20 protein-coding genes and 1 pseudogene are annotated in these 20,857 nt (G+C 31.8%); 19 read left to right on the forward strand and 2 right to left on the reverse strand.

Translation table 11 applies throughout. The annotated features are described in order from the left end of the window. The first annotated feature begins 338 nt into the window (after positions 1-338). The 8 genes and pseudogenes from KPL54_RS14405 (at position 339) to KPL54_RS14440 (ending at position 6,152) form a co-directional block, all read left to right on the forward strand. Positions 339-1,574 carry an ammonium transporter gene (locus tag KPL54_RS14405; RefSeq protein ID WP_253203478.1) on the forward strand — a complete coding sequence of 412 codons (1,236 nt, stop codon included), beginning with the start codon at positions 339-341 and terminating at the stop codon, positions 1,572-1,574. Positions 1,575-1,597: 23 nt separating this feature from the next. Further along, positions 1,598-1,960: a P-II family nitrogen regulator gene (locus tag KPL54_RS14410; protein ID WP_216107214.1), complete on the forward strand. Its 363-nt coding sequence runs from the start codon at positions 1,598-1,600 to the stop codon at positions 1,958-1,960. A gap of 448 nt (positions 1,961-2,408) precedes the next feature. Further along, positions 2,409-2,669 carry a hypothetical protein gene (locus KPL54_RS14415; RefSeq protein WP_216107215.1) on the forward strand — a complete coding sequence of 87 codons (261 nt, stop codon included), beginning with the start codon at positions 2,409-2,411 and terminating at the stop codon, positions 2,667-2,669. A gap of 30 nt (positions 2,670-2,699) precedes the next feature. Then, a complete protein-coding gene (locus KPL54_RS14420) occupies positions 2,700-4,283 on the forward strand; it encodes an ammonium transporter (protein WP_216107216.1) in 1,584 nt (527 codons plus the stop codon). 17 nt (positions 4,284-4,300) lie between these two features. Beyond that, positions 4,301-4,417: pseudogene (locus KPL54_RS14425) on the forward strand (P-II family nitrogen regulator); the annotation flags it as partial. Next, on the forward strand, positions 4,371-4,709 hold the full coding sequence (locus tag KPL54_RS14430) for a hypothetical protein (RefSeq protein WP_216107272.1): 339 nt from the start codon (positions 4,371-4,373) through the stop codon (positions 4,707-4,709). The pseudogene KPL54_RS14425 and the gene KPL54_RS14430, both read left to right, overlap by 47 nt. 32 nt (positions 4,710-4,741) lie before the next feature. Continuing rightward, positions 4,742-5,104, forward strand: coding sequence for a P-II family nitrogen regulator (locus KPL54_RS14435; protein WP_216107217.1), 363 nt, complete (start codon positions 4,742-4,744; stop codon positions 5,102-5,104). 145 nt (positions 5,105-5,249) lie between these two features. Further along, complete coding sequence (locus tag KPL54_RS14440; protein ID WP_216107218.1) at positions 5,250-6,152, forward strand: fumarylacetoacetate hydrolase family protein; 903 nt, start codon at positions 5,250-5,252, stop codon at positions 6,150-6,152. Positions 6,153-6,422: 270 nt separating this feature from the next. Here KPL54_RS14440 and KPL54_RS14445 read toward each other — a convergent pair whose 3' ends face one another. Beyond that, positions 6,423-6,794: an ABC transporter substrate-binding protein gene (locus KPL54_RS14445; RefSeq protein WP_253203479.1), complete on the reverse strand. Its 372-nt coding sequence runs from the start codon at positions 6,792-6,794 to the stop codon at positions 6,423-6,425. A 401-nt stretch (positions 6,795-7,195) separates the two neighbouring features. Between KPL54_RS14445 and KPL54_RS26525 the strand changes: the two genes are divergently transcribed. From KPL54_RS26525 to KPL54_RS14500, 11 genes are all read left to right on the forward strand, one after another. After that, the gene (locus KPL54_RS26525; protein ID WP_309245389.1) at positions 7,196-7,336 is read left to right on the forward strand and encodes a DUF2325 domain-containing protein; all 141 of its coding nucleotides are present in this window, start codon (positions 7,196-7,198) and stop codon (positions 7,334-7,336) included. Positions 7,337-7,385: 49 nt separating this feature from the next. Then, the gene (locus KPL54_RS14455; RefSeq protein WP_216107219.1) at positions 7,386-8,156 is read left to right on the forward strand and encodes an alpha/beta hydrolase; all 771 of its coding nucleotides are present in this window, start codon (positions 7,386-7,388) and stop codon (positions 8,154-8,156) included. A gap of 216 nt (positions 8,157-8,372) precedes the next feature. Beyond that, positions 8,373-9,551: a trans-sulfuration enzyme family protein gene (locus KPL54_RS14460; protein ID WP_216107220.1), complete on the forward strand. Its 1,179-nt coding sequence runs from the start codon at positions 8,373-8,375 to the stop codon at positions 9,549-9,551. Between the two features lie 437 nt (positions 9,552-9,988). Then, a complete protein-coding gene (locus KPL54_RS14465) occupies positions 9,989-10,639 on the forward strand; it encodes a class I SAM-dependent methyltransferase (RefSeq protein WP_216107221.1) in 651 nt (216 codons plus the stop codon). After that, positions 10,623-11,534 (forward strand): PLP-dependent cysteine synthase family protein, encoded by a 912-nt coding sequence (locus KPL54_RS14470; protein ID WP_216107222.1) that lies wholly within the window; start codon positions 10,623-10,625, stop codon positions 11,532-11,534. Before KPL54_RS14465 ends, KPL54_RS14470 begins: the two co-directional genes overlap by 17 nt. Before the next feature lie 483 nt (positions 11,535-12,017). Next, the gene (gene thiS, locus KPL54_RS14475) at positions 12,018-12,233 is read left to right on the forward strand and encodes a sulfur carrier protein ThiS (protein ID WP_216107223.1); all 216 of its coding nucleotides are present in this window, start codon (positions 12,018-12,020) and stop codon (positions 12,231-12,233) included. Beyond that, positions 12,223-13,053 (forward strand): HesA/MoeB/ThiF family protein, encoded by an 831-nt coding sequence (locus KPL54_RS14480; RefSeq protein WP_216107224.1) that lies wholly within the window; start codon positions 12,223-12,225, stop codon positions 13,051-13,053. Before thiS ends, KPL54_RS14480 begins: the two co-directional genes overlap by 11 nt. 5 nt (positions 13,054-13,058) lie before the next feature. Next, positions 13,059-13,466 (forward strand): M67 family metallopeptidase, encoded by a 408-nt coding sequence (locus KPL54_RS14485; protein WP_216107225.1) that lies wholly within the window; start codon positions 13,059-13,061, stop codon positions 13,464-13,466. A gap of 72 nt (positions 13,467-13,538) precedes the next feature. After that, on the forward strand, positions 13,539-15,839 hold the full coding sequence (locus tag KPL54_RS14490; protein WP_216107226.1) for a sulfurtransferase TusA family protein: 2,301 nt from the start codon (positions 13,539-13,541) through the stop codon (positions 15,837-15,839). Positions 15,840-15,855: 16 nt separating this feature from the next. After that, positions 15,856-17,088 carry an O-acetylhomoserine aminocarboxypropyltransferase/cysteine synthase family protein gene (locus KPL54_RS14495; RefSeq protein WP_216107227.1) on the forward strand — a complete coding sequence of 411 codons (1,233 nt, stop codon included), beginning with the start codon at positions 15,856-15,858 and terminating at the stop codon, positions 17,086-17,088. 170 nt (positions 17,089-17,258) lie between these two features. Further along, a complete protein-coding gene (locus KPL54_RS14500) occupies positions 17,259-19,292 on the forward strand; it encodes an alpha-amylase family glycosyl hydrolase (RefSeq protein ID WP_216107228.1) in 2,034 nt (677 codons plus the stop codon). Between the two features lie 102 nt (positions 19,293-19,394). Here the strand turns inward: KPL54_RS14500 and KPL54_RS14505 are convergent, their stop codons facing one another. Beyond that, positions 19,395-20,828 carry a glutamate synthase subunit beta gene (locus KPL54_RS14505; RefSeq protein ID WP_216107229.1) on the reverse strand — a complete coding sequence of 478 codons (1,434 nt, stop codon included), beginning with the start codon at positions 20,826-20,828 and terminating at the stop codon, positions 19,395-19,397. Positions 20,829-20,857 lie beyond the last annotated feature (29 nt).

The following is a 20,857-nucleotide window of genomic DNA, read 5'->3' on the forward strand; positions in this document are numbered from 1 at the left end:
AACTTTATGTACAAGTGAAATATAGGATTATTCTAGAAGTGATTTTATAAAAAAATGAATTAATTTTAATAATAACATGCAATAATATAGTTTTTTAAATTAAATCTAATATATAAATGTGAATGTTTACATTCGAATTTATATGTTGTTTTTGCGTTAATACGCCTAGAAGCGACGTGGTTATAGTGAAAAAAATAGAATTAACAGAATATTAAAATACTTGACTTATACTTCAAAAGTTAGTAAAATGATTTCTAACGGTAAGCAAAAATTCATTGTGACTACAATACGAATTTTTAAAAGCTAGGAATAATAATATTTAATTAGGGGGAATTTTTATGAATGCAATAAATACGACAGATACGTCATTTATGATTTTTGCAACGGTATTAGTAATGTTAATGACACCGGGACTTGCTTTATTTTATGGTGGAATGGTGAGAAGAAAAAATGTACTTAGTACTACAGTACACAGTTATACAGCAATGGTAATTGTATCACTTCAATGGGTTTTAATTGGTTATACTTTATGTTTTGGAAAAGATTTTGCTGGTTTTGTTGGTAATTTTCAGTTTCTTGGATTGCATGGTGTAGGCTTTCTTCCAAATGCAGACTATGCAACTACGATACCACAATCAGTATTTATGTTATTTCAGTTAATGTTTGCAATAATTACACCTGCTTTAATTTCAGGAGCAATTGCTGAGAGAATGAAATTTCTTGCATTTGCAGTGTTCATTTTAGTATGGACAACATTAGTTTATGATCCAATTGCACATTGGGTATGGGGTGCAGGTGGATGGCTTAGAAATTTGGGAGCGCTAGATTTCGCAGGTGGAAATGTAGTTCATATAAGTTCAGGTATATCTGCACTTGTTGTAGCACTTGTAATAGGAAAGAGAAAAAAATTAAAATCAATTACTCCACACAATCTTCCGATGACACTTCTCGGAGCAGGGATTTTGTGGTTTGGATGGTTTGGATTTAATGCAGGAAGTGCACTCGCTGTAAATGGTGTAGCACTTAATGCATTTATTACAACTAATACATCTGCTGCGGCATCTGCACTAGCTTGGTGTACATGTGAGCTAATTATTAGAAAAAAAGTCACATCGCTTGGGCTTGCAAGTGGTATAGTTGTAGGATTAGTTGCTATAACACCTGGTGCAGGTTTCGTAAGTCCGATGTCTTCCATATTGATAGGTGGAATTGGGGGCATAATATGTTACTTTAGCGTAACTGTAGTTAAACAGAAATTCGGATATGATGATGCATTAGATGCTTTTGGTTGTCACGGAATTGGAGGAATTTGGGGAGGAATAGCTACTGGTATTTTTGCCTCAAAGGCTATAAATTCTGCTGGTGCAAATGGTTTAATTCATGGCAATATTAAATTGCTTGGAATTCAACTAATAGCAATTGTAGCAACAATTGCATACTCAGCAATAATGACATTTATTATATTGAAGGTACTTGGTAAATTTATGAGCTTAAGAGTAACAACAGAGGAAGAAAGCGATGGATTAGATGTTTCTCAACATGGTGAGGAAGCTTATGGTGGTATAGATATTTAATAAAATAAAAAGGGGGTACTATTATGGAAGAAAAATTTTCAAAAATAGATATTATTACATCTTCAAATAAATTTGAAGAATTAAAAGAAGCTCTAAATGCAATTGGTGTCAGCGGCATGACTGTATCTAACGTTTTAGGATGTGGAATTCAAAAGGGGCACAAAGAATTTTATCGAGGACTCGCTTTAGATATTAATCTTTTACCAAAATTGAAGGTAGAAATAATAGTGTGCGATATTCCAGTAGACTTGGTTGTGGAAACAGCACAAAAGGTACTACACACGGGGAAAATGGGAGATGGAAAAATATTTGTTTATGATGTGAAAAACATTATAAGAATAAGCAATGGTGCTGAAGGGCGAGATGCTCTACGATATAACAAATGATAATATTAAAAAGTAATAGATTAATTTAATTCTAAAAAATATAAAAGTGCTTTCTACGATTTAATTAAATCGTAGAAAGCATTTTTGTTTTTAAGCAAATTTATATTGAAATATAATTTTAATGAGCTATATTGGTGTCATAATGGATACTTGTTGTTATAAATAATAAAAAAACAAATATTTGAGGGATTTATACTGACTTAAAATCATTTTGAATATACTTATTTGAGAAAAGTCTGCATTTTATACGTTTAATTCAAACTGATATAGAATAAAACGATTTATAATAAAAAATATATTGCAATTATCTGAAAATAATGATATTATACATATTATATTATTTATTGTATAAATAGTAATTATAATCATAAGATGAAAAATTAAGTAAATGAAAAGAGGAGGTTATATAAAACTAACTAACAATACAATAATCTAGGGGAGGAATTGTATGAAAAAAAAATATTCTATTATGGTATTAATGGTTTTAAATACTTTAATATTACTTTCAGGATGCATGTTTATTGCATACAGCATTTATTTTAAGATAACTTTCAAAGTTATTAATACAAATATTCCAGGTGCAATTGTTGGACTAACAGTTTTATATTTTTCATCACGCTATTATAAAATGATTTTAAAACTAAAGGGTGAAATTAATGAGAAGGGAAATACTTTTTCTTGGTCAAATTTTAAACGAATAAAAAAATGATAAACACAATGAAGATAGGGGGGATAATAAATGAAAAAAGTGACAAAAATTTCTATAATTACTTTGTTAACGGTATTATTTATAAGCATTTTTTCAGTTGTTGTATTTGCAGAAGGGGCAAGCGGAGATCCGACAGGGGTAAAAGCGGCTACGCTTAACCAGATAACAGCAGAAATTGCTGGTAAACCAACATCTAGTGAAATAACAACACAAATTGCAAAAAATACATTGGGTGTTAATTATGTATGGGTTCTAATGACGGGAATGTTAATATTCTTCTTCCAGTGTGGATTTGCAATGGTAGAAACAGGTTTCTGTAGATCTAAAAATGCGTTGCATACAATGGCAATGAATTTTATGGTATTTATAGTTGGTGCAATAGGATATTTCTTAGTTGGATTTGCAATTCAATTTGGAGGGGTCGGAGGTTGGGCATCACTTGGATCTGGAGTAGCAACACTAAATCATGAAGTATCTATAGCAGGTTGGGGTATATTTGGTACAAAAGGATTGGCACTTGCAAGTGGAGGAACTTATGATGTAGGGGTGTATGCTTTATTCTTCTTCCAAATGGTATTTATGGATACAACTTGTACAATACCGACTGGATCTATGGCGGAAAGAGTTAAATATTCAGTAGTTGTAATAAATTCTTTCTTCGTTTCAATGATATTCTATCCTTTATTTGGTAATTGGATGTGGGGTGGAGGTTGGCTTTCTCAAATGGGTGTAAAGCTAGGACTGGGACATGGTGCAGTGGATTTTGCTGGATCGGCAGTAGTACATTCGGTGGGAGGTATGATGGCCCTTGCAGGTGCAATTGTTATAGGACCTAGAATTGGTAAATTTAGAAAAGATGGAACAGCAGTTGCATTTCCTGGACATGATATACCAATGGCAATAATCGGAACTATAATCTTGTTTTTCTGTTGGTTTGCTTTTAATGCAGGTAGTACAACTAATGCTACCGATCTAAGACTAGCAGTAGTTGCAACCAATACAATGATTGCAGGAGCTGTAGGTGGATTTACCGCAATGATGTATATGTGGTTAAGATATGGTAAACCTGATCCGTCAATGATGTGTAATGGAGCTTTAGCAGGACTTGTTGCAATAACAGCTCCTTGTGCATTTGTAAATGGAATATCATCTTTTATAATTGGAATTATTTCAGGAATACTTGTATGTATATCAGTAAGGGTGTTTGAAGATAAATTCAAAATTGATGATCCTGTAGGTGCAATATCTGTTCATTGTGTTAACGGTGTATTTGGAGTACTTGCTGTAGGGTTGTTTGCAGATGGGACCTACGGTGATGGTTTAAATGGAATTAAAGGTGGAGTTATTGGTTTATTTTACGGTGGTGGATTCAAACAATTAGAGGCTCAACTTATATGTGTTGTAGTATTGATTGTTTGGGGATTTGGATTATCTTATTTGTTTTATAAGGTGCTTGATAAAACAATGGGGCTTAGAGTATCTGCACAAGTAGAAATAGATGGGTTAGATGTTCCAGAAATGGGAATGCTTGCGTACCCAGATTTCGCATTAAATCCTGATAATATTGAAATATCAAGTTCTATAAAGGAAAGAATGATTCATTCTAAAAAATAGATGAAAATGTTTATAATGTGTGTGATATTACTGTGGACTTGGTTGTGGAAACAGCAAAAGAAGTACTACACACAGGTAAGATGGGTGATGGAAAGATATTTGTTTATGATGTTAAAAACAATTACCACTCATAATATCCCTATGACAATGTTAGGTGCTGGAATTTTGTGGTTTGGATTTAATGCTAGGAGCGCACTAGCAATAAATTCTGCTGGCGAAAATGGATTAATATATGGTAATATTAAATTAGTAGGAATTCAACTGATTGTAATTGTAGTAATTATTGCATACTCAGCAATAATGACATTTATAATATTAAAAGTTATAAGTATATTTATGAGTTTAAGAGTAACAAGTGAAGAAGAAATGGAAGGACTAGATGTTTCACTACATGGTGAAGAGGCTTATGGTGGAATAGATATTTAATGAAATAAGTTAATATAAAAGGGGGTACGGGTATGGAAGAAAAATTTTCAAAGATAGATATTATTACATCATCGAGTAAATTTGATGAGTTGAAGGATGCTTTAAATGAAATTGGGGTTAGTGGAATGACTGTATCTAACGTTTTAGGATGTGGCATGCAAAAGGGCCATAAAGAATTTTATCGTGGGCTTGCCTTAGACATTAATCTTCTACCTAAAATAAAAGTAGAAGTAATAGTTTGCGATATTCCTGTAGAATTAGTTGTAGAAACGGCAAAGAAGGTACTTCATACAGGGAAAATGGGTGATGGAAAAATATTTGTTTATGATGTTAAAAATATTATAAGAATCAGCAATGGTGCTGAAGGTCGAGATGCCCTACGGTATAATAAATAATTTAATATTAAAAGATCAGCTTAATTACATTAAGTTGGTCTTTTTTTATAAAAAAAAGACTTTTTTGCTGTTTATTGATATAATTTTATTAAAAGTGAGTTGAAATTTCAAAAAATATTGCAGCTCCACAGGAGATGATTTAATTATGAGATTTGTTACGTATATTAACAAAAGTAAGGAAAGTGTAGGAATTATTATTGGACAAAAGGTTATATATATCAATGAAATATACAATGCATTAGGTAAAGCTAGTGTTAGTTCTATGACTGAACTAATAGAAAGTTTTGAAGAAAACACAGTGGAAAAAATTAAAAATGCTATTAGTAGTAATAATTTTAATTATGTATCATTAGATTCAATTCAATTACTTGCTCCAATACCAAATCCTAAAAGAAATATATTTTGCCTTGGCAAAAATTACGTAGATCATGTAAAAGAAATTAAAAAAACTAAAATATCAGGTACTGGCATTCCAGAATACCCTATATATTTTACTAAAGTAGCATCACCTGCAATTGGAAGTGGTGACTTTATTAAATTTTCTTCGAAAGTTACAACTCAAGTAGATTATGAAGTAGAGCTCGCGGTAGTAATTGGAAAAGAAGGAATCAATATTAAACCAGAGAATGCTAGCGAATACATTTTTGGTTACACTATAGTTAATGATGTTTCAGCTAGAGATTTGCAAGGAAAGCATATTCAGTGGTTTAAAGGGAAAAGTTTAGACACATTTTGTCCTATGGGACCATGTTTAGTCCATAAAAGTGAAATTAAATTTCCTACAGAGCTAAATATAACATGTAGCGTTAATGGAGAATTAAGGCAAAATTCCAATACAAGAAATTTGATTTTCGATATACCATATATCATTAGTGATTTGTCAAAAGGGCTTACTTTAAAACCAGGTGACATAATTAGTACAGGAACTCCAAGTGGTGTTGGTCTAGGATTTGACCCACCTAAAGTTTTAAAAAATGGTGATGTTGTGGAATGTTATATTGAAAATATAGGTAAATTAGTTAATAAAGTAACAGTTGTTAATGAATAGATACAGAAATTTTAAAATATAAGCTAAAGGCATACTTTTGTTTAGAAAAGAATGCCTTTAACTTAATGTGTATTAAATTTATTACCCGGATTATTTTATTTGAGTTAGACCCTTTTCTTTTAAAATTTTATTTAAAACAGTAAGATTAAATAAATCCTTAGTATCGGGTTCGGATTTTAAGAAACCTTCTTTAACTGATGATCTAACAAAATCAAGTACTGAATCTTTTTCAGGGTCATTTGTAATTGTTAATCTTTTAAAAGAAGCATCTCAAACATCATTAGATATTGATTTTTTAGTTAACTCAGTGATTTGTTTATTAACTATTTCTTTAGCTTTAGCTGAGTTCTTATTAATATATTCAGTTGTCTCTACGTGATTTTTTATAAAAGCTTCAACAATTTGTGGATGATCCTTTAAAAATTCAGTTCTAACAACTACTACAGCGGTAGTATATTTTCCTTCTCTAAATACATCTTTATAATCTAAAATAATATTTGCATTTGCCTCTTTAATTAGCCTTGATCCCCAAGGTTCAGGTACTAAAGCTGCATCTATATCTCCCTTTTGTAGTAAGGCTAAAATATCTGCGTTCTTTGCCTGTAATGCGATTGAAAATTTGAAAACTTTTGAATTCTTCATTTTGTCCCCCTTATTTTAATTGTTTTAAAATCCTAGTATTGAGGTATGTTTAATATGATATATAATAGTTAATATATTAGTTCCTAAATAAAAATATGTCAATAGTTTATTTTTTTATAAATATGTTGCAATTTTGATTTAAACATAGTAATGTAATTGGAATGGTATGTATTGAATAGTTTGAAAGTTCAAAAAATATAACAGTAAGAGGAAGGCGGTGAAAACTATTTGAGAATATTGGGTTAGAGGATTCTTGAATGGCGAGGGCTATGAGTATGTTAATTGTAGGTGGGGATAATATTGAAGTAATAAATTGTAATCTTTGTAAATATGGATATTGTGTATCTAAACACATAAGTGGTCGTAAGAATAAACATAAATAGATCGAAATTCCTAAAGATATTGATTTAATTTTAGTTTTAACCGATTTTGTTAGCCATGGAGTAAGTAATCATATAAAAAAAGAGTCTAAAAGGCTTGGTATAAAGACTATATATTCAAAATGCTCATGGTCCTGTGTTGAAAATTCATTAGCAGTATAAGCAGAGTTTAAATACATAAAAATATAACAATAAAAGGGGGCATACTTGAATGCAGAAGGTAGTTGAAATTGATAGTGAGAATTTAAGGCTTAGGGGCATGCTCCATATTCCTGAAAATATAAATAATAAAGTACCGATAGTTATAATATTTCACGGGTTTTGTGGTGATAAAATGGGTCCACACTTCATATTTGTAAAGTTATCTAGATTACTTGAAAAGGCTGGAATAGCATGTATAAGGTTTGATTTCGCAGGAAGTGGTGAAAGTGATGGAGATTTTATAGATATGACTATGGATACCGAGTTAAAAGATGCAAATAACATTTTAAATTATGTAAGAACATTAGAGTTTGTAGATAATGACAGAATTGGGATTGTAGGATTAAGCATGGGAGGTGCAATTGCTAGCATGCTTGCAGGGGTCAGGAAAAGTGATATAGAAACATTGTGCTTATGGGCACCAGCAGGAAATATGGATGAAATAATTTTAGATAAACATTATATTGGTGGGGGCTTTGAGGAATTTACGCAAAATGGTTATTTTGATGTTGAAGGATTACTTGTTGGGACGAAATTTGTGGATAATGTTAAAAATATAAAAATATATGAAAAAGCAGCTGAATATGATAAAAAATCTCTTATAATCCATGGAGATAAAGACGATGTAGTTTCATTAAGTGCATCGCAAAAGTATATTGATTTTTGGGGAGATTCCTCTTTATTAAAAGTGATTAGTGGAGCAAATCATACCTTTGACAAACGTGAGTGGGAAGAACAGGTAATTAATAATACAATAGAATTTATAGAAAAAGAGTTATAATAGGTCGCGAAAGTATAAAAAAATATTCCGTTAAAAAAGCGGTATTTTATCATACAAAATATTAAAATTAAAAATAATTTATTAATAGTGTAGAATTATTCTCATTACTTGCAAATTTTATTGGATTGTAAATATGTTTTAATGAAAGTAAACAAAGATGAGTATAAGAAATGTGGTACGAGATGTTTCAAACATAATTTCCAAGGAGGAATTGTAATGACTAATAAAAGATATTCAAAATTTATAACAAATTGTGTTCATGCTGGCAATGGGATTGACAAAGAAACAGGAGCTATTAGAAGACCATTAACTATGGCAAACAGCTACAGGCTTCCAGATGATGCATCTAAGCTTAATTGGAGTGGTACGGATGAATTAATCTATACTAGAACTACATCTGCAAATCAAATATATTTACAGGAAAAATTAGCTACGCTTGAAGGAGGAGAAGATTGTGTGGTTTTAGCTACGGGGGTAGCGGCCCTTGCAGGAGTATTCCTTACTTTTCTTAAATCAGACTCACATATAATCTGTACAAATGTTTCCTATGTAGCTGTCTACAGACTACTAAATCAATATTTTCCAGAGAAATATGGTACAGAAGTAAGTCTTGTAGATACAACAAATCTAGAGGAGATTAAAGCAGCTATACGGCCAAATACAAAGCTTATACATATAGAAACACCTGGAAATCCTACTACCAGAGTAAGTGATATAGAGGAAATAGCGAAAATAGCAAAAGCGGCTGGAGTACTTTTAAGTGTGGATAGCACTTTTGGAACACCTTATTTGCAGCAGCCATTGGCACTCGGAGCGGACTTAGTTATTCATAGTCTTACAAAATATATTAATGGACATGGAGATGCTATGGGTGGTGCGGTAATAGGGAAAAAAGAATTAATAGATAAAATAAAACGTGAGGCTATGGTAAACATAGGAGGTGCCATAAGTCCATTCAATGCATGGTTAATAATGAGAGGAGCTGTGACACTATCTCTAAGGATGAGGCAACATAGTGAAAGTGCCTTAAAAATAGCTAAATTTCTTGAAGAACATCCATCAATAAGTTTTGTGGCTTATCCGGGACTAAAAAGCCATCCTCAGCATGAAATAGCAAAGAAACAGATGAGCGCATTCTCCGGAGTAATGTCCTTTGGACTTAAGGCAGATGTTACAACCCATAATAAGTTTGTAAATTCTTTAGAGCTCATAATTTCTGCGGTTTCTATAGGTCATGATGAAAGTCTTATAGTTTATACTGGACCAACGGATGAAAGAAATCATTTCTATCCAAAGAAATTTCAAAATGGACATCTAAGATTTAGTGTTGGGCTAGAAGATCCAGATGACATAATAGCTGATATAGAACAAGCACTTAAAAAAAGTAAATTGTAGTATGGACCTGAAATTAAAGTAGGGGACTACGGGTTCGCCCGTTAAAGCAATAAAGCATTTTGTGCTTGGATTTAATTCATATTTATAATCAGCGACGCCTCTATAACAGAGGGGATTGCTTTTTTGACTTTGAAAATATATTTTCTGGGAAATATAGTAATAAAGCACCAATAATAAAATGGGGGTTATATCAACTTACAATACCAAAGGGTAGGGTAATGTAAAGCCTACGGCAAGCAGCAATAAAATATGGTAAGTATCCATATGAACCATCACTGTTTAGCTAGAATAATTATTAATTATCCCTTAATAAATCAAAACATAAATAGTTAAAAGAAGAGTTGACAAAGATAAAACATGGCATATAATAGAAATAAAACTAATCCGATATGAATACTATTGAATTTAACTTAAAACAGATATATGGGGGTAATATTATGGGATCAGTAGATTATTTTAACGAAATAGCACAAAGTTGGAATGTAATAAGAAGTGAATATTTTGATGAGAGATTGAAGTACAAGGTTTTATCTAAAGTAAATATTAAAGACAAGGTTGTGGCTGATCTTGGATGTGGAACTGGATTTTTATCATTAGCACTGGCATTAGATGCAAGTATTGTATTTTCTATAGATCAATCTGTAAATATGTTAATAGAAACAAGAAAATTAATGGAGACTAAAAAATTTGATAATGTGTATCCAATAAAATCATCCATAGACAACTTGGCTTTGGTTGATGAATCTGTAGATGTGGTTTTTATTAATATGGCACTTCATCATGTTAAGGATGCTAAAAAAGCAATAGAGGAAATGTTTAGAATAATAAAAAAAGATGGAACTTTAATAATATCAGATGTACAAGAGCATAATGGCGAATGGGCAAAGGCTGAGATGTTTGACGAATGGCTTGGGTTTTCAAATAATCAGATGGAAGAGTGGGTAACATCTGCCGGTTTTAATCTTGTTAATATTGAGAATACAGATTTATTATGTAAAGGCTATTCTAGCAAAGGAGAATTTACGCAGACTGGCATTTTTATTGCAGTAGCAAATAAGGGAGGACTAAATAGTGAAATATATAAATAGTGTACTCGAGAATATAGGAAATACACCACTCATAAAATTAAATAATTTAGGATTAAAAGAAGGGGTGAATATTTTCGCAAAACTTGAGGGTGAGAACCCAGGTGGTAGCGTAAAAGATAGAGTTGGAGTTTACATGATTAAGGATGCAGAAGACAGGGGCATCCTTAAAGTGAGATATACAATTGTTGAAGCTACCGCGGGAAATACTGGGATAGGTGTGGCACTTGCAGCAATAAACAAAGGATATAATATAATATTTGTTGTTCCAGAGAAGTTCTCAGTAGAAAAGTTAACTTTGATGAGAGCATTAGGTGCAACTATTGTTAATACCCCAAGGGAAGATGGCATGTTAGGTGCTATCAATAAGGCGAAAGAACTATTGGCTGAAATCCCTAATTCTATTTCATTACAACAGTTTGAAAATGATGCTAATCCAAAAGCACATTATGAAACTACAGGACCAGAAATATATGATGCATTAGATGGTGAAATTGATTATTTTCTTGCAGGAGCAGGAAGTGGTGGAACATTTAGTGGTGTTATGAAATATTTAAAGGAAAGGAATAAAAATATAAAGGGTATATTAGTAGACCCTTATGGATCAACCATTGGTGGTGGAGAGGAACATTGTTATGATATCGAGGGGATAGGGAATAATTTTGTTCCAACCACTATGGACTTAAACCTAGTTGAAAGTGTTATTAAGATTAATGATGACGAGGCTAAAGACAAGGTAAAGCTAATTGCTGTTCGTGAAGGATTGTTTGTAGGAAGTTCTTCTGGAGCTGCAATAGCAGCTGCAATAAAACTTGCAGCTGCTATTAATAAGGGAAACATTGTTATAATATTGCCTGACAGAGGTGATAGATATTTTAGCAAAAACATTTATGATTAATGCTTGATATTTATTAATAATTTAGCAGCCCAAAAGTAGAAAATTACATTTGAAAATATGCAGCAAAGATAACACCTTTGCTGCATAATTTTTTTTTTGGAAAATATCATTAGGCAGTATAAATAAAATTATTTTGGCTGAAAGAATATAAATTAATTAGTTTACATACTGATGATTATGTAAACTAATCCTAAAATGTAAACCTATTTTTAATTAATGAATAATACTAACAAAATAAAGAAATAGCAAAAATTTATTATATTTGAAAACAAATAAGGTATAGATAATATATATGCTTAAAACATAAAAAACATTGACATGTTTTTACTAATGTAATATTATTAACTAAACATACAGGTTTGGTATGAGAGATAAAGTCCGAATATTGCAAATTGTGAGTGTTTGTTTGAAATGAATTCAACAAAAACAACTGCTATTACAAGAGAAATTAAAATAAATCATGAAAATATTGGAGGAATAAATATGAATATCAAAGTAAATGGCGAAGCAAAAAATATTAAAGATGGTGTTACGGTTACTGAAATGCTAAAAATTGAAGATGTGGAAATGCCAGACATGGTCTCAGTTCAATTAAATGGTGAATTTGTGGATAGAGATCAATTTGCAAAAACTGTATTAAAAGAAAATGACGAAATAGAAGTTTTATATTTTATGGGAGGTGGAAGTTTTGGACTTTAGTGAGGAGCAGATAGAAAGATATTCAAGACATATATTATTGTCTGAGGTTGGAGTTGAAGGACAAGAAAAATTACTAAATTCAAAAGTTCTTATTATTGGAACAGGAGGTCTTGGCGCACCAGCTGCTATGTATTTGGCAGCTGCAGGAATAGGTACAATAGGACTTGTAGATGGTGATGTTGTGGATTTATCGAATCTTCAGAGACAAATTATACATCAAACTAAGAATTTGGGGCAGCTTAAAGTTGAATCTGGAAAAGAAACAATAAATGAACTTAATCCAGATGTAAATGTCATTACTTACAATGAATTTGCTACATCTGAAAACATTCTAAATATTATAAAAGATCAAGATTATGATTTTATAATAGATGGAACAGATAATTTTGCTGCAAAATTTTTAATAAATGATGCTTGTGTACTTGCTAAAAAACCATTTTCTCATGCTGGAATAATAAGGTTTAAGGGACAACTTACTACTTATATTCCAGGTAACAATACGCCTTGTTATAGATGTATTTTCCAAACACCACCACCGGAGGGAATGGTGCCAACATGCAGAGAAGCTGGTGTACTTGGAGTAATGGGTGGAGTTGTGGGAACACTCCAAGCAACTGAGGCTATTAAATATATACTAGGACTTGGACAAACTCTAGCTGGGTATTTACTAACTTATGATGGACTAAAGATGGAATTTAAGAAAATAAAAATAAGTCATAATAAAAGATGTGGAGTTTGTGGGGATCATCCAACTATAACAGCTTTAATAGACTATGCAAATCCATCTTGTGATTTAAAAACAGGAAAGTTGAATGGGTGATTAATATGATATATATTGATAAATTGGAGATAGATAAAATAATAAATCAGGCAAAAGAGGAATTTCCTAATGAATGTTGTGGGTTTTTATCAGGAACTAAAAGCGAAGGTATAATTAATGTGAAAAAGGCATATCCACTTACCAATTTAGATAAAAGTAGTGAACATTTTTCAATGGATCCTAAAGAACAATTTAATACAATAAAAATTATTAGAGGTCATGATATGTTATTCATTGGAAACTATCATTCCCATCCATATACACCCTCAAGGCCTTCAGAAGAAGATATAAGACTGGCGTATGATCCAAAGATAATATATGGCATTTTATCACTTGAAAAAGAAGAGCCAGTATTTAACTTGTTTAAGATAAATAAAGATGGCGTTCTTAAACTTGAGTACAAAATTATTTAATATATTAATTTATATTTAATTTAAATTTTAATAAACAAATGTTTTTATTAATACAAAGGGAAGTGGTTTAGGATGATTAATATTACAGAGGAAAGTTACAAAGTCATAGAGGATTTCAAAGAAAAAGCAGATTTATATATGAATGGCAAACTTGATCCTACTAGATTTAAAGCATTTAGAGTTTCTATGGGAGTTTATGAACAAAGAACTTCAGATGCTTATATGGTAAGGACTAGGATTCCTGGTGGAGTAATTACATTAGAACAATTTAAGCAGATAAGTGATATCTCAAAAAAATATGCAAAAGGTTTATTGCGTTTTACTTCTAGGCAGGATATTCAGTTTCAAAGTGTTGAATTAGAAGATGTATATAGTATTATGAAGGACCTTATAGAAGTAGGTATAATTACTAAAGGAACTGGTGGTAATACAGTAAGAAATGTTGAGTGTTCTCCTCTTTCTGGAGTGTCTATAAATGATGTATTTGATGTAACTAGTTATATGAGTGAAGTTACTAATTATTTACTTAAAGATCCTACTACTATGAATCTCCCAAGAAAATATAAAATAGGTTTTTCAAATACTCTCAGCGACACTGGAAACGCTACAATATCTGATTTGGGATTTATAGCAAGGATAGCTGATGGAAATAAAGGTTTTGAGGTTTATGGTGGTGGAGGTTTTGGTGGAAATCCAAAAGTATCACTAAAACTTGAGGATTTTATTAATGCAAAAGATGTTTTGTATTATGTTCAGGCTATGAAGGAACTCTTTGAAAAAGAAGGAGATAGAAATAATAAACATAAGGCAAGAATAAGGTATATTGTTGAAAGACTAGGTGAAGAAAAATTCAAACTAAGGTTTAATGAAGAGCTAAAAAGAATAAGGGAGGATAGAAATCTTGATTTAATAATAGATGATGACGCAGGTGAAAAATACGAGCAAATTGCTGAAGGGTCTGAAATTGATAAGGCTAATGAAAGTGTTCTATTCCCTCAAAAGCAAGCAGGGTATAGCAGCATATATGTACATCCTCAAGGAGGAAATTTAGAAGCAGAAAATCTTCAAGAAATATTAGATTTTGTTAGTAAATTGGATTATACAATATCTATAAGACTTGCAAATACTCAAAGTTTTTTTGTAAGAGATTTGAAATATAACGATGCTAAAACATTATTAAAAATAATAGCACCTTTTTCATCAAATTTTAACATCTATAATTCAGTAACTTGTGTTGGAGCATCAACTTGTCAATTAGGACTTTGCTTATCACAAAATTTATTACAAGCTATAAAGGCAGAATTTGAAGGATGTAGCGATGATATTAAAGCATCACTTCCTAGAATATTTATATCTGGATGTCCTAATTCCTGTGGGCGTCATCAAATAGGCAAAATAGGTTTAAGTGGGAGAGCAAAAAGAACAGAAGATGGTCTAATGCCTACGTATACTGTATCATTTGGTGGTAGTGTTGGGCATGGCCAAGCTAAAATTGGCGAAGTCTATGGTGATATTCCTGCAAAGAAGGTACCAAATTACCTTGTAGCGCTTGCTAAGCTTAAAAAAACATCCGATTATGAGTCTTTTGAAGAATTTTTAAATAATACCCAGAAAGATATAAGAGAGTTAACTAATAAATATGAAGCTTTGGAAACATTTAAAGAAAATTCTGACCTTTATTATGACTTTGGAGCAAGTGAAAAATTCTCTATTGAAGGACGTGGACCAGGTGAGTGTAGTACAGGGGTATTTGATGTTATAAAACTTGATTTATCAAATGCAGAAAGTTCTCTTTTAAAGTATAAATCTAGTAAAAAATCACAAGATTTGTATGATACTGCAGTGTCATCTGCGCGAACTCTTTTAGTATTAAAGGGTATAGATACAGCAAAAGATAGAGAAATATTCAAACAATTTAATATAAATTTTGTTGAAACAGGTTTTGTTAATAAATCTGTTGTAGAGCTTTTTGATACACTTCTTGATTATAAACTTGGTGACGTAGTGGATATAACAAGTAAAGCAGTTGAAGTTGAATATCTCTTTAATAAAGTAAAAGAAATGTATGGATCCTTAAATGGGCAGTTAGAAATAACACTTCCAAAGGAAGTCATTATTACTGTATCAGAGGAATCACCAATAACTAAAGATTATGAAGTTATCGATTTTAGAGGAGTTACGTGTCCAATGAACTTTGTAAAGGTTAAAATTCAACTATCTAAAATAAAGTCTGGTGAAAAAAGAGGTTTTTATTTAGACGATGGTGATCCTATAAAAAATGTTCCATTAAGTGTTTCAAAAGAAGGTAACAAGATAATATTAATAGATAATAATTATGAAGGCTACAATTTACTTGTAGTTGAGAAAAAATAACGTCAGAGGTGTAAATATGAAATTCAACACTAAATTAATACATGGGAATCTAAAAACTGATGAAACAGGAGCAACTAATACGCCACTACATTTATCAAATGCATTTGCCCATAATACGGCAGAGAAGTTAGAGGGTATAATGAAGGGTACAAGTATGGGATATGCGTATACTAGGATTTCAAACCCTACTGTTACTTCGTTTGAAAGAAGAATTGCAAGTATCGAGGGTGGACTAGCAGCTACTGCTACTGCCTCTGGTATGAGTGCTATATATCTTGCAATAATGAATATCGTTGAGTGTGGAGACGAAATAATAGCATCTAGTGGCCTTTTTGGGGGAACTTATGCACTTCTTAAAAATCTGAAAAGTTATGGTATAAATGTTAAGTTTTTAGAAAATTTAGATGAAGAGAGTTTAGAAGAGGTTATAAATGAAAATACAAAAATTGTATTTGGAGAAACATTAGGTAATCCAAAGCTAGATGTATTGGATATAGAGGAAGTAGCTAAGGTTTGTAATAAACATAATGTTATTTTTATTGTAGATTCTACGATAACAACTCCATTCCTTATAAGACCAATTGAATATGGAGCAGATATTGTTATCCATTCAACTTCTAAATATATAAACGGAACCTCAAATTCTATCGGTGGAATCATAGTAGATGGAGGAAGTAGTAAATATAAGGATATCAAATATAAGAATTTTAATGAGTATAGTAAAAAGTTTGGTAAAATGGCCTACACTGCAAAGCTTAGAAATACAGTAGGAAAGGATATTGGAGCGTCACTTGCACCTTTTAATGCTTTTCTAAATCTAACTGGAATTGAAACATTGTCACTTAGAATGAGAGAGCATTGTTCAAATACTCTCTCAGTAGCAAAATTTTTAAGTAACAATAGTAAGGTAACATCAGTAAATTATCCGAGTCTTCCAACTTCTAAATACTATAATGTAACTCAAAAGTATTATAGAAATGGAGCTAGTGGGGTTTTAACTTTTAGGCTTGGGAGTAAAGAGAATGCTTTTAAATTTATTAATAATTTAAAAATGATATTGAATATTACCAATATTGGTGATACTAAAACACTAATTATTCATCCTGCTTCAACAATATGTTCTAGTAATACTAATGATGAAAAAGAGCAAATGGGAGTTTTCGATGATTTGCTAAGGCTTTCTGTTGGAATAGAAGATATTGAAGATATACTATTTGATATTGAGAGTGCTATGAACTCCATTAACTAATAGTTATAAAGAGCAGCTTACATGATGTTATATCACGTAAAGCTACTCTTTTTAAGTTTCCTTATTTATTTTTTTAAAAACAAAGGATTTTTACAATATTTAGTCGAATTTAATATATTAGTGATAACATATTTTGTTTATAAAAAATTATGAATAGGAAGTGCTTTTTTATGGAAGATAATAAAGATGAACATATTAAAATAATGGATATTGATCCATACCTTAAACCATATGAAAGCGATATTAACCTTAGAATGAATTCTTATTCATCTTCTAAGAAAAAATTACTAGGTTATAATCAAGACTTTAAATCTTTTGCAAATGGTGAATTATATTATGGCTTTCATTTAATGAAAGATGGTTGGATTTATAGAGAATGGGCTCCTAATGCTGATGCTCTTTATTTGATCGGTGACTTTAATTATTGGAATCCACATACACATCCAATGCAAAAAACAGAAAATGGAAATTGGGAAATTTTCTTGAAAGGGTTGCAAGCTCTTAAGCATATGTCACGCGTTAAGGTAAGGGTAGTAGCTAAAGGAATATCAAGAGATAGAATTCCACTTTATATTAAGAGAACAGTGCAGGATACTATTACACATGATTTTGTAGGACAAATTTGGCAGCCAAATCATGATTTCAAGTGGCAGGATAGCGAATTTCATATTAAAAGTGAGGAAACATTATTTATATATGAGGCTCATGTAGGAATGGCACAGGAAAAAGAGGGCATTGGTACTTTTAATGAGTTTACAGAAAATATACTTCCAAGAATAAAAGCTGATGGTTATAATACGCTGCAACTTATGGCAATCATGCAACATCCTTATTATGCCTCTTTTGGTTATCAAGTATCTAATTTTTACGCCGTTTCATCATGGTTTGGCACCCCAGAGGATTTAAAAAAATTAATTAATACTGCTCACCAAATGGGAATTGCAGTGTTACTTGATTTAGTACATTCTCATTCAATTAAAAACATAGCTGAGGGTATTAATGAGTTTGACGGAACTGATTATCAATTCTTTCATACTGGTGTTAAAGGAAATCATCCAGCTTGGGGTACAAAGCTATTTAATTACGGAAAACCAGAGGTTATTCATTTTTTATTATCGAATATTAAGTTTTGGCTCGAAGAATACCATTTTGATGGTTATCGATTTGACGGTGTGTCATCCATGTTATATCATCACCAAGGACTAGGAGTAGCATTTACAGATTACAGTAAATACTTTAGCATGGAGACGGATATAGAGGCAATTACATACCTTCAATTTGCAAATGATTTAATTAGGGAAGTAAATCCTACAGCGATAACAATAGCTGAAGATATGAGTGGAATGCCAGGAATGTGTATACCGGTAAGCTTTGGTGGTCTGGGTTTTGATTACCGCTTATCTATGGGGGTACCTGATCTTTGGGTAAAAATACTAAAAGAGTTATCTGATGAAAATTGGAGTATGAATCAATTATGGTATGAATTAACTAGTAGAAGGCCTATGGAGAAAAACATAGGTTATTCTGAATCACATGATCAGGCCCTTGTAGGTGATAAGACATTAATGTTTAGGCTAGCCGATAAGGAAATGTATTCTCATATGCTCAAAGATGATGATAACTTAATAATAAATCGTGCAATAGAAATGGATAAGCTTATTAAATTTATTACTATAACTTTAGGTGGAGAGGGATATTTAAATTTTATGGGGAATGAATTTGGTCATCCAGAATGGATTGATTTTCCAAGAGAAGGTAACAATTGGAGTTATAAATATGCAAAAAGACAATGGAGTCTTATGGAAAACAAGGATCTCAAGTATGAGTACTTATCAAATTTTGATAGAGAAATGATAAAGTTTATAAAATATAATAAAGTCTTAAGTGCTAGTGACGTGCAAAATCTTTGGACTGATGAAAAACTTAAACTGCTTACTTTTAGAAAAGGAGGTCTTGTGTTTCTGTTTAACTTTAATCCGTCTTGCTCTTTCCCTAAATATGAGCTTCCAACTTCAGAAAATGGTGATTACAAGGTTGTTTTTAACAGTGATGAAGTTATGTTTGGTGGACAAAGTAGAATTGATACGAATTATATTTATCACACCAAAGTATTAAAGCATAGGGATAATAAAACAGGGGTCACAATAAACACACCAAGTAGAACTGTTCTAGTTTTAAAGAAAATAGACAATAATACACATTAAATATTAAATATTAAAATAAATTATAAAATGGGACGGCAGTCTAAAAAATCTCGTTAATCACGAGGATATTTTTAGATAACCGTCCCTAAGTTTTACTATTTTTTATCCTCTTAACGAAGTTTCTCCCATTAAATATTCATCAATATTTTTAGTAACTAAGCGACCCTCATATATTGCCCAAACAACTAGTGATTGACCTTTTTTCATGTCACCAGCAGCAAAAACACCTTTAGTCTTAGTCATATAATTATCATCTACAATTACATTGCCACGGATATCAAAGTCTAAACCTAGATCGGTAAGCAATCCTTCATGTTGTGGATGTAGAAAGCCCATAGCCAAAATAACTAGGTCAACTTTTAACTCGAATTCTGAGCCTGGTATTTCAACCATTTGCATGCCTTTTTCAGTATGTGTCCATTCCACTTTAGTGGCATGGAGAGTATTAACAAAGCCATCTTCACCAGTGAATTTTCTTGTAGTAACATTCCAATCACGGTTACAACCTTCTTCATGTGAAGTTGTAGTTTTTAATGTTCTAGGATATGTTGGCCATGGCATTGAATCATCACGGTTGGCCGGAGGTTTTGGCATAATCTCATACTGATATACGCTCTTAGCGCCTTGCCTAATAGCTGTTCCAATGCAATCAGAACCTGTATCACCGCCGCCTAGAACTAGTACTACTTTGTCTTTAGCATTTATTTCTGTAGTTTCTATTTCTTTGCCTGAAACTCTTCTATTTTGTTGTTTTAGATAATCCATAGCAAAGTGTACACCCTTAAGCTCGCGTCCTTCAACTTTCAAATCACGAGGGATTGTACTTCCACCGGTTAAAGCTACAGCATCAAACTGAGCTAAAAGATCTTTTGCACTATAATCTATGCCAACATTTACGTTAGTTTTAAAATTAACGCCTTCTTCTTTCATAAAGTTCACACGTCTTTCAACTATACTTTTATCTAATTTAAAGTCTGGTATACCATATCGCAAAAGTCCGCCTATTTCGTCGTCCCTCTCGAATACAGTTACATCATGTCCTACAGAATTAAGCTCAGCAGCAGCTGCAAGACCTGATGGACCTGAACCAATTATAGCAACCTTTTTACCCGTTCTTACTCTAGGTTCTTGTGGGTTTGTCCATCCTTCTTCAAATGCTTTTTCTATAATATTTAATTCTATTTCCTTTATTGCAATGGGATCTCTATTAACACCTAATGTACATGAACCTTCACAAGGGGCAGGGCAAATTCTGCCGGTGAATTCTGGAAAGTTATTTGTAAGAGTTAATCTGTCATATGCTTTTTCCCATTTCTCTTTATATACCATGTCATTCCAATCTGGAATTAAGTTCCCAAGTGGGCAGCCCCAGTTACAAAAAGGGACACCACACTCCATGCACCTTGCACCTTGCTGACGTAATTTATCAACTGGAAATTTTATGAATAATTCTTTAGAGTCCTTAATTCTATCTTTAACAGGGCGTTTTTTTGCAGTTTCTCTTTTTAATTCTCTGAAACCTTGCAATTTTCCCAAATTTAACACCTCCAAAATTGAAAAGTATA

This window comes from Clostridium estertheticum (assembly GCF_018861295.1).
Taxonomy (GTDB): Bacteria; Bacillota; Clostridia; order Clostridiales; family Clostridiaceae; genus Clostridium_AD; species Clostridium_AD estertheticum_D.